At 63.1% G+C, this 2,926-nt stretch carries 4 protein-coding genes; 2 read left to right on the plus strand and 2 right to left on the minus strand.

Translation table 11 applies throughout. From position 1 onward, the window contains the following. Positions 1 to 7: 7 nt before the first annotated feature. Positions 8 to 652, minus strand: a complete 645-nt coding sequence (locus NP534_RS26450) for a helix-turn-helix transcriptional regulator (RefSeq protein ID WP_274100692.1) — start codon at positions 650 to 652, stop codon at positions 8 to 10. Positions 653 to 872: 220 nt separating this feature from the next. Here NP534_RS26450 and hisN point away from each other — a divergent pair, with 220 nt between their 5' ends. Further along, complete coding sequence (gene hisN, locus NP534_RS26455; protein ID WP_274100693.1) at positions 873 to 1,664, plus strand: histidinol-phosphatase; 792 nt, start codon at positions 873 to 875, stop codon at positions 1,662 to 1,664. Between the two features lie 111 nt (positions 1,665 to 1,775). Next, the gene (locus NP534_RS26460) at positions 1,776 to 2,507 is read left to right on the plus strand and encodes a hypothetical protein (protein WP_033697706.1); all 732 of its coding nucleotides are present in this window, start codon (positions 1,776 to 1,778) and stop codon (positions 2,505 to 2,507) included. 11 nt (positions 2,508 to 2,518) lie between these two features. Here the strand turns inward: NP534_RS26460 and NP534_RS26465 are convergent. Further along, a partial coding sequence (locus tag NP534_RS26465) for an alpha/beta hydrolase (RefSeq protein ID WP_274100694.1) occupies positions 2,519 to 2,926 on the minus strand: 408 nt, incomplete at its 5' end.

Below are 2,926 nucleotides of genomic sequence, written 5' to 3' on the forward strand. Positions count from 1 at the left end.
CACATGATCAATCGGCGGTATACATCCAGCGCATCAACGAATGCCGCCCGCTGATCCCCAGCTTGATCGCCGCCCGGCGCAAATAGCTCTCGACGGTATTCACCTTCAAGGCCAACCGCTCGGCCTGCTCCGGGGCGGTATGCCCGGCCAGCAGGCCAAGGCACACTTGGCACTCACGTTCTGACAACTTCAGCCCCGATTGCCCCAGGCGGTCGGTAAAGCGCTGCTCCAGGCTCTCCTGGGTGGTGCGCTCTGGGGCGGGTTGCAAGGCATTGATGTGCTTCTCCAGCATCGGCAACAGCAGCGGCGAGATATCGTCCAGGCGGTTGCGTTCGAAGGCCGAAAACCCGTAGGTCGAGTCGGCGCGCAGTACATGGATCTCATAGCGCGAATCGCCTTTGCGGCGGATCAGGTGCAAGCGCGAAGGGTCGCTGAAATCCCTGGCGGGCGGCTCGTCCGAGGAAAACACCGTCTCGTCGATCAGGGTGGCGTGGCTGTCATAGCCGGCGGGTGCCATTGGCAACAGGCGTATGTGCGTGGCATCGATGGTCAGGTGGGCCTGGATCAGGTCGTGCAGCATGCGCGGGAACTGGCGGCTGCCGGTGCTGGCAATCACTTTGCCAATTTGCGGGTAGAGCAGGTGCGAATTCATCGTGTCATCCATGAGGTTCGGTGGTGCAGATCCCCGTCTGTCTGCCGGCCCGCGTCCTGGGCCGCATTCGGGAGGTGATGGGTATCCTAGTACAACGTTTGGGTGACGGTTAAATGAAGTGGCGATAATGTCATAATAGTGGCCTCTGTTGCTGGGCGGCTGGTGCGGCTCGGCTTGTCGGGTATGATGCTGGCCCCACTATCTTCAAGAGGCCCGCCCCATGTCCCTGAGTGCTGAACAGATCGTCGAATACCGCGCCTTTGCCGAGCAGCTGGCTGATGCCGCCGCGCTGGCGATCAAGCCGTATTTTCGCGCCAGCCTGGACGTCGAGGACAAGGGCGGGCGCTTGTACGACCCGGTGACGGTGGCCGACAAGGCGGCCGAAGACGCCATGCGCGAACTGATCCAAGCCCGCTACCCCGAGCACGGCATTCTGGGTGAAGAGCAGGGCGTGGCGGTGGGGACCAGCCCGCTGACCTGGGTGCTCGACCCGATCGACGGCACCCGCGCCTTCATCACCGGCTTGCCGCTGTGGGGCACGTTGATTGCCTTGAACGACGGTGTACGCCCGGTCGTAGGCGTGATGAACCAGCCCTTCACCGGCGAACGCTTCGTCGGCACCCCGCAAGGTGCCTGGAGCAGTGGCACCCCGCTGAAGACTCGCGCCTGCGCCGACCTGGCCTCGGCCACGCTGATGTGCACCACGCCGGACATGTTCGACACCGCCGAACGCAAGGCGGCCTTCGAGGCGGTTGCCGGCAAGGCCCGGCTGATGCGTTATGGTGGTGACTGCTATGCGTACTGCATGCTGGCTTCGGGCTTTGTCGATGTGATCGTCGAAGCCAGCCTGCAGCCGTATGACGTGCAGGCATTGATGCCGATCATCGAAGGGGCGGGCGGGGTGATCACGGCTTGGGACGGCAGCTCGGCGCAGCATGGCGGCTGTGTGGTGGCGTGTGGTGACCCGGAACTGCATGCGCAGATGGTGGAGATGCTGCGCCACGCCCTGTAAGTTCCGATAGCCAGTTACCGCAACCATCGCACTTTTTCCGGTTTGTGCGCTCTATGCTTGGCCAGGCCGCGCTGATCCCCGGTGCGGCCGCCGAATATCGACCCGGTGCCGATGGTTGCAAGCCCTTTCAAAACCCTCCCTGGCCTGCTGCTGGCAGGCGCCTTGACCTGCCTGTGTGCCTGCACCCAGGAGCAGGGCCGTGACATCGTCAGCCAGTTTGGCAACGGCAAGCCCAGCGAGCTGTTCCAGACCAGTGTCGACCGCCTGGCGACGCTGTCCATGCGCGACAACCTGCAAAGCCTGTACCTGCTGATGAACAAGCTGTACCTGCGCAACCCGAATCAGTGGAAGATGTCCGGCTACGTCGATGCCGCCACGGCCGAGCGGCAGATTCGCATCGCCATCGAGCAGCGCCAACCCTTGGCGCAGCTGGGCAATCGGCGCGACCTTGCGGCCCTGAGTTACGCCCTGAGCCCGGAGTTTCGTGGCGATCGGGTCGGTGCGTTCATCTACGCCATCGGCAGCATGTTGATCACCGCCCATGGCGGGCGCTCCGAGTTCTACATGACCGACACCATCGACCCGCTGTTCGTCAACAACGCGGCGCGCAATATCGAGAAGGCCACCTGGATGCTCAGCCAGCGCCAGGATGCCAATGGCGTGCTGTTGCTGTTCTCCAACGAGATTTCGGAGGAGGGCAGCAACCTGAGTTTCGCCGTCGAGTTCGGCAAGATCGTCGCGCGCCTGGATTTGCTCGCAGAGCTGCTGGATGAGCGCTATCGGCGGATCGGGCTCAACTATGCGCAAAGCCTGTTGCTGATGAATTTTTTGCCGGTGCAGTGAATGCCCTGCCTTCACAACAACGCCTGAATCGCCCGCCGATAACGTTGCCCTGCAAGGCTCATGCTGTTGTTGTGGGTAGCCCCCGGCACCAGCAACAAGGTCTTCGGCTCTTGCGCCGCGTCGAACAGCTGTCGGCTGAACCGCGAGGGTACAAAGCGATCGTCCAGCCCGTGCACCAGCAGCAACGGCAGGCCTACGTCCTTGATCTTGTCTAGCGAATCGAATTTTTGCGACATCAGCCAACGCACGGGCAGGGTGGTATCGGCAACAGCCGCAGCGACGTCGCCCAGGGAGGTGAAGGTGGATTCGAGTATCAAACCCCGAGCGGGGGGCGGGCTGCCGTCCTTGTGTGCTTGCCGTGCAAGCGCCGTGGCCAGCTCGACCGCGACCGCGCCCCCCAGGGAGTGGCCGAAGATCAA

Source organism: Pseudomonas sp. 39004 (assembly GCF_028682155.1).
GTDB classification, from domain to species: Bacteria; Pseudomonadota; Gammaproteobacteria; order Pseudomonadales; family Pseudomonadaceae; genus Aquipseudomonas; species Aquipseudomonas capeferrum.